The organism is Anaeromyxobacter sp. SG64 (assembly GCF_022690745.1).
In the GTDB taxonomy this organism is placed as follows: Bacteria; Myxococcota; Myxococcia; order Myxococcales; family Anaeromyxobacteraceae; genus Anaeromyxobacter; species Anaeromyxobacter soli.
On the sequence record NZ_JALCZB010000005.1, the window covers coordinates 109464 to 115872 of the forward strand.

Here is a 6409-nt window from a genome sequence, read left to right on the forward strand (position 1 = left end):
CCCTCAGTTCCGGAACGTGGGCGGCCGGACGCTCACCCCGGCGATCTCCTCGCGGGCCGCGAAGCCTCCCTCGAGCGGGTGCCAGTGGCTCACGGCCGGCTCGCCGAACTGCCAGCAGAGGAACGCCGGCTCGCCCTCGACCACGGCGTAGAAGTCCACGAGCCCCGCCTCGACGTCCTTCACGAGGCAGCCCATGCCGTTCACGCGCTCGATGACGCGGGTGATCTCACCGGCCAGCCGCTCGAGCCGAGCGGCGTCCGCCTCCCTGCCCTCCGGGGGGCCGTCTCCCCGGAGGAGGGCCACCGCGACGTCGGCGCCGCCGAGCGACTCGACGAGCGGGCCGAGCTCGGCGCGGGCGGCCGCGAGGCGCCCGAAATCGAGCTCCAGCTCGGCCACGAGCGCGTTGGCCTCCTCGACGGTGAAGAAGCGCGGACCCTCGTCCATGGGCGGATTCCCAGACATCTCCGTGTTATAAGCGCGGGCCTGGCGGAGGCACCCGGAGTCCCATGCTCGAGACCGTATCCAAGGGGTTCAAGGCAGCGCGGAACAAGCTGAAGGGGCGGACGGAGATCACCCCCGAGGTGGTCGACGACGCGCTGCGCGACATCCGCGTCTCGCTGCTCGAGGCGGACGTCTCCTTCGAGGTCGTGAAGCGCTTCGTCGCGCGCGTGCGCGAGAAGGCCATCGGCGAGGTCGTCGAGACCAAGGTCAAGACGGAGAAGGGCGTCGTTCGGGTCACGCCCCAGGACCACTTCGTCAAGATCTGCCACGACGAGCTCGAGGCGCTCATGGGCCCGGTCGACACCTCGCTCCGCGACGCGGTGCGGGGGCGTCCGACCGGCGTGATGATGGTCGGCCTGCAGGGCTCCGGCAAGACGACCACCGCCGGCAAGATCGCGAACAAGCTCCTCAAGGAGGGGAAGAAGCCCCTCCTCGTCGCCGCCGACGTGTACCGCCCCGCCGCCGTCGATCAGCTCAAGGTCCTCGGCGAGCGCCTCGGCGTGCCGGTGTTCCACGAGCCGGGCGTGTCGCCGCCGGAGATGTGCCTGCACGCCTTCGAGGCGGCGCAGCGCGAGAAGGCGAACGTCGTCATCTACGACACCGCGGGCCGCCTCGCCGTCGACGAGGAGCTCATGGTGGAGCTCGAGGACATCAAGCGGAACGTCGCGCCGGAGAACATCCTCCTCGTCGCCGACGCCATGATCGGCCAGGACGCGGTGAAGACCGCCTCCGAGTTCGACCGCCGCCTCTCGCTCGACGGCTTCATCCTCACGAAGCTCGACGGCGACGCGCGCGGCGGCGCCGCGCTCTCCATCAAGGAGGTCACCGGCAAGCCCATCAAGTTCCTCGGCATGGGCGAGTCGCTCGACCGGCTCGAGGAGTTCCGCCCCGAGGGGCTCGCCTCCCGCATCCTCGGGTTCGGCGACATCGTCGGGCTCGTCAAGGACTTCGAGCAGCACGTCGACGAGGAGACGGCGGAGGCCGAGGCGCAGAAGATCCTCTCGGGCGACTTCACGCTCGAGGACTTCGTGAACCAGATCCGGCTCGTCCGGAAGATGGGTCCGCTCGGCGACTTGATGGAGAAGTTCCCGCTCTTCGGCGACCTGCCGGAGGGTTTCCAGTTCGACGACCAGGCGCTCACCAAGATCGTCGCCATGGTCGACTCGATGACGAAGGTCGAGCGCCAGCGCCCCGACGTCATCAACGACGCGCGCCTCAAGCGGATCGCGCGCGGCTCGGGGCGCGGAGAGAAGGAGGTCCGCGACCTCCTCAAGCAGTACAACTCCATGCGCGGGGTGATGAAGCAGATCGGCTCCGCCCCCGGCCTGCTCTCGCGCCTCCCCGGCGTGAAGCAGCTCATGAGCCTGCGCAAGCTGCAGGGCAAGGGCATGGAGGACGTGCTCGGCGCCGACGCGCAGGCGGTGGAGCGCGCGCTCTCGGGCGGGCTCGTGCCGGACGCGGCGATGGCGCAGCAGATGGGGCTGCCGAAGGGCTACACGCCGCCCATGTCCGCCGGCGCGATGGCGCGGGCGCGGCTCATGGGCTACGCGCCCGAGCCGATCGCGCTCGAGTCCAAGAAGGACCGAGACGCGCGCAACAAGAAGCGCAAGGCGGAGCGCCAGGCGCGCAAGAAGGCGCGCAAGCGCGGCCGCAAGTAAGGAGCGGGCGGTGGGAGACGCGAGCGACGGCGAGACCTCCGGCGCGCTCTCGAGCTTCCGCGCCCTCCCCTTCCGCCCTGCCGCCTGGGCGGGCGCGGTCTATCCCGACGACCCGATCGCGCTCCGCCGCGCGCTCGACGGCTGGCTCCGCGACGGGGTCGCGCCCCCGCCGTGCGAGCCCGTCCGCCTCCTCGTCGCCCCGCACATCGACTACCCGCGCGGCGCCGCCGGCTACGCCCGCGCGTACCGCGCGCTCGCCGCGACCGACGCCGACCTGTTCGTCGTCTTCGGCACGGCGCACGCGACCCCGCCGCACCTCTTCACCCTCACCCGCCTCGACTACGCCACGCCGCTCGGCGCGGTGGCGACCGATCGCGCGGCGGTGGAGGCCATCGCCGCCCGCCTCGGCGCGGAGGAGGTGCTCGCGGACGAGCTCTGCCACGCGGGCGAGCACTCGGTGGAGCTCCAGGTCGTGGTGCTGCGCCACCTCCTCCGCCGTCCGTTCACGGTCCTGCCGGTGCTCTGCTCGAGCATCTCCCACCTCGCCGCGCCCGCCGAGGCGACGCGCCCGTTCCTGGCGGCGCTCGCCCGCGCGACCTCCGGCCGGCGAGTCTGCTTCGTCGCCGCGGCCGATCTCGCCCACGTCGGCCCGCTCTACGGCGACCCGCGCCCGCCCACTGCGGAAGAGCTCGCGGCCCACGCCGCCGCCGACCGGCGCACCCTCTCGTACCTGGCTGCCGGAGACGCGGACGGGTTCCACCGCGACGCGGTCCGCGAGGACGCACGGCGGAGGCTCTGCGGGGTCGCCCCCATCTACGCGGCGCTGCGCGCGAGCGGGCGCGCCGCGCGGGTCCTCCACTACGCGCAGTGGACCGACGGGACGGACTCCGTGAGCTTCGCCGCCGCCGCCGGCTGAGGCGCCGGAGCGGGCGAGCGCCCGGGCGCCCCGCCGAGGGCACCCCGGTGAAAAGGCGCTGCCTCGGACGAGCGCGCCGGGTCGTTCGCACATAATGTCCTACTGCGTCTCGCGCGCGCCTCACGGCGGCGGGGACGCCCCGACACCTCGCGAGAGACCCCCGCCTCGATGCCGCCGCCCAGGATCCTCAACGTCAACGACCGTGCCGCCGCCCGCTATCTCGTCACCCGGATGCTCTCCGCCGTCGCCTTCGAGGTGGACGAGGCCGAGTCGGGGGAGGAAGCCCTCGCGGCCCTGGAGGCCACGCCGTTCGACGCCGTGGTGCTCGACGTGCGGCTCCCGGGGATCGACGGGTACGAGGTCTGCCGCCGGCTGAAGGGCTCCGAGGCCACCTCCTCCATCCCGGTGCTCCTCACCTCCGCCGCGCTGGTGGAGACCGGCGACCGGGTCCACGGGCTCGAGGCCGGCGCCGACGCCTACCTCGTCCAGCCGTTCGAGGCAGCCGAGCTCGTCGCGCTCCTGCGCGCGCTGCTCCGCACCCACGCCGCGGAGCGGCGGGCGCACGCCCTCGCGGGAGAGCTCGCCGAGGCGGTGCGGGTGCGCGACGAGTTCATGGCGGTCGCCTCGCACGAGCTCAAGACGCCGCTCACGAGCCTGCAGCTCCGGCTCGAGGCGCTCGGCCGCGAGCTCGAGGGCTGCGACGCTCGGCTCGCGGGGAAGCTCGACGCGGCGCTCCGCCAGACCGGAAGACTGGTCGGCCTCGTGGACGGCCTCCTCGACGTCTCGCGGATCGCCTCCGGACGCATGCGCCTCTCCCGCGAGGAGCTCGACCTCGCCCGGCTCTCGCGGGAGCTCGGCGCGCGCTTCGCGCCCGACGCGTCTCGCGCCGGCTGCGTCCTGTCCGTGGCCGCCCCCGCCCCGGTCGTCGGCCGGTTCGACCGGCTCCGCCTCGAGCAGCTCCTCACGAACCTGCTCTCGAACGCCCTCAAGTACGGCGCCGGCAAGCCCGTCCACGTCGACGTGACGGCGGCGGGGGGCGTCGCCCGCCTCGAGGTGCGCGACGAGGGCATCGGCATCGACCCCGGGGACGTCGACCGCGTCTTCGGCCGCTTCGAGCGGGCGGTCTCGCCGCGCAACTACGGCGGGCTCGGCCTGGGCCTCTTCATCGCGCGCCAGATCGCGGAGGCGCACGGGGGCGGCATCGCCCTCTACAGCCGGCCGGGCGAGGGAGCCCGGTTCACGGTCGAGCTCCCGCTCGAGGCCGAGGCCCTGCTCGAGTCGGGGACCTGAAGCCTCCCGCCGCTCCGCGACGGCGCGCGCCGGAGGGCTCGTCCCGACGCGGGCCTAGGGCTCGTCCTCGTCAGCCTCGTCGGCCGCGGCCGCCTCGCCATACTCGATGGCGCAGCGGGCGCAGAACTCGTTCGGCGGCGGCGCGGACGGCACCGCGATGGTCTTCCCCTCGGCCCCGCAGACCTGGCACCGGCCGGGCAGCTCCACCTCGCCGCGGTCCACCGGGCTCTCCTTCGTCGTCTCCCTCATCCCCCACCTCGCTTCCCCTTCTTCGGGACGACCAGCCCGCGCGAGAGCCGCCGCAGCACGCGATGGTGCTGCCGGCGCTTGTAGCGCTCGTGCGACGAGTCCCCCTCCTCGTTCCGCGCGGCGGTCGCCGCGTCCACCACCTGGAACTCGACGAGGGAGAACACGATCCGGCCGAGCTCGTCCGCCATGGGATCGAGCGGCGGCATGAGGTCGTCGATCCGGACCGGCAGGTCGACGACGAAGTTGAGCACCCGGAAGTCGCGGCCGCTGAACTCGTTGCGCTTGGCGGCGGGATCGCGCCGCTCGAGGTCCGCCGGGAGCTGCAGCTCCGCGGCGATCGCCGAGCCGCGCGGGTGGCTCGCGAGCAGCTCCTGGAAGCGGACCAGGCTGTTCTGCGTCTGGCCGGGCACCGCGTAGTTGAACGGGAACAGCGTCTGGGTGAGGTGCCACACGACCGGCGCGATCTGGTCGGTGCGCTCGGTCACGATCCGGTAGCGGACCCGGTCGAACACCTGCGCCGCGACGGACTCCTTCTTGGCGAGCAGCTTCGTGACGAGCGAGTCGCGCGACTTGGAGTTGCCGGCGAACTCGATCACGGGCAGGCCCGCCGCGCGCATCCGGTCCGCCTCGGCCATGATCCGCCGGTGCGCGCGCTGCGCGAGGTCGGACTCGCGGAGCGGCGTGCGGAACAGGAGCTCGCGCGCCTCGAGGTGGTGGATCACGTGCATCACCTTGAGCACGACGCACGCGATCCGCCGGAAGCGCCGGGGCTCGAGCGTCCCCGAGGCGAAGAGGAACAGGTCGCGGACGTCCTCGGGCTCGGCGACGGGCACCGCGACGCGGTAGCCGAACACGGAGCGGAGGTACTCGACGGCCTGGGCGAGGATGGCGCGCAGCCGCCGCACGTCGCGGATGTCCTCGTGGTCGAACTGGTTCAGGCGGAGGTAGCCCTCGACCTCCTCCCGATCACGGAAGTTGAGCCGCCGCCAGTCGATGACGGAGCCGCCGCGGAGGATCACGCGCAGCGCCTCGAGCTCGGCGATCCCCATCCGCTCGAGAGGTCGGTACCCGCCGGCCGGCACCGGCGCGAGCTTCGTGTGCAACGCCACCTCTCCTCGTCCTCGGGGTCCGCGGGACAGTGGCAGCGGCGCGCCCTCCGGTCAAGCCGACCCGGCGGGCCGTCCGATCGCCCGCCCGCTCGTTCGCGGTGGGCGGCGCGGCGTCGTGCCGCGGGGGCGCGCGACGCGCCGCCCGCGGCGACGGCCCGGGATCAGAACCGGAACGGGAAGGTGACCTCCTGGCCGGTCGTCGTGGAGCGCGGGAACTTGATGCTCTTCACGACGCCCGCGAGGCACTGGGCGAACTGACCGCTCGCGAACTCGGGCGTGAGGCACTTCACCTCGCGCACCGAGCCGTCCGCGTTGATGATCCAGCGCATCCTGAGCGTGCCGGTGGCCTCGGCGTCGCGCGCCTTCTGCTCAGACATGCAGCGCTGGAGACCGTCCATCCGCTGGGCGACCGACTCGTTGATCTGCGCGGAGCTCAGCTTCGCGGGCACCTCGCCGCCGGGGCGCGGGGGGACGTAGACGGACCGGCGGGCGGAGCCCGAGCCGCCGCCGAGCGCCTCGTCGAGCGCAGCGTCGTTCGACTCGAAGTCGAGGACGTCCTTCTTGCGGGCCGGAGCAGGTGCGGGCGCAGGGGTCGGCGCCGGGGGCGGCGGCGTCGCCTGGGCGACGCGCGTCTCGCGCGGCCGCGGCGCGGGCTCGCGCCGCACGGCGCGGGCGGGCTCCTCGCG

The 6409-nt window shown here is 73.5% G+C and carries 7 protein-coding genes; 3 read left to right on the forward strand and 4 right to left on the reverse strand.

The genetic code is table 11. The features are described 5' to 3' along the window. Positions 1–3 precede the first annotated feature (3 nt). Positions 4–462 (reverse strand): DUF2203 domain-containing protein, encoded by a 459-nt coding sequence (locus tag MNZ29_RS02985; protein ID WP_242352789.1) that lies wholly within the window; start codon positions 460–462, stop codon positions 4–6. Between the two features lie 44 nt (positions 463–506). Here MNZ29_RS02985 and ffh point away from each other — a divergent pair, with 44 nt between their 5' ends. The 3 genes from ffh (at position 507) to MNZ29_RS03000 (ending at position 4365) form a co-directional block, all read left to right on the forward strand. Beyond that, entirely contained in the window at positions 507–2159 is a 1653-nt protein-coding gene (gene ffh / locus MNZ29_RS02990; RefSeq protein ID WP_242339581.1) for a signal recognition particle protein, read from the forward strand. A 10-nt stretch (positions 2160–2169) separates the two neighbouring features. Further along, the gene (gene amrB / locus MNZ29_RS02995) at positions 2170–3075 is read left to right on the forward strand and encodes an AmmeMemoRadiSam system protein B (protein ID WP_242339583.1); all 906 of its coding nucleotides are present in this window, start codon (positions 2170–2172) and stop codon (positions 3073–3075) included. Positions 3076–3243: 168 nt separating this feature from the next. Beyond that, positions 3244–4365 carry a hybrid sensor histidine kinase/response regulator gene (locus MNZ29_RS03000; RefSeq protein WP_242339585.1) on the forward strand — a complete coding sequence of 374 codons (1122 nt, stop codon included), beginning with the start codon at positions 3244–3246 and terminating at the stop codon, positions 4363–4365. A gap of 54 nt (positions 4366–4419) precedes the next feature. On the opposite strand, the gene MNZ29_RS03005 is transcribed toward MNZ29_RS03000, so the two are convergent. The 3 genes from MNZ29_RS03005 to MNZ29_RS03015 form a co-directional block, all read right to left on the reverse strand. Further along, entirely contained in the window at positions 4420–4614 is a 195-nt protein-coding gene (locus MNZ29_RS03005; protein ID WP_242339587.1) for a hypothetical protein, read from the reverse strand. Continuing rightward, positions 4611–5663 (reverse strand): TIGR04552 family protein, encoded by a 1053-nt coding sequence (locus MNZ29_RS03010; RefSeq protein ID WP_242339591.1) that lies wholly within the window; start codon positions 5661–5663, stop codon positions 4611–4613. Before MNZ29_RS03010 ends, MNZ29_RS03005 begins: the two co-directional genes overlap by 4 nt. Before the next feature lie 221 nt (positions 5664–5884). Further along, on the reverse strand, positions 5885–6409 hold a 525-nt coding region (locus MNZ29_RS03015), incomplete at its 5' end, for an AgmX/PglI C-terminal domain-containing protein (protein ID WP_242352791.1).

Excerpts from the sequence above, each read along its gene's own strand:
- MNZ29_RS03010 (WP_242339591.1), bottom strand. The coding sequence starts at position 5,663 with ATGGGGATCGCCGAGCTCGAGGCGCTGCGCGTGATCCTCCGCGGCGGC.
- MNZ29_RS02985 (WP_242352789.1), bottom strand. The coding sequence starts at position 462 with ATGTCTGGGAATCCGCCCATGGACGAGGGTCCGCGCTTCTTCACCGTC.
- MNZ29_RS03005 (WP_242339587.1), bottom strand. The coding sequence starts at position 4,614 with ATGAGGGAGACGACGAAGGAGAGCCCGGTGGACCGCGGCGAGGTGGAG.
- ffh (WP_242339581.1), top strand. The coding sequence starts at position 507 with ATGCTCGAGACCGTATCCAAGGGGTTCAAGGCAGCGCGGAACAAGCTG.
- MNZ29_RS03000 (WP_242339585.1), top strand. The coding sequence starts at position 3,244 with ATGCCGCCGCCCAGGATCCTCAACGTCAACGACCGTGCCGCCGCCCGC.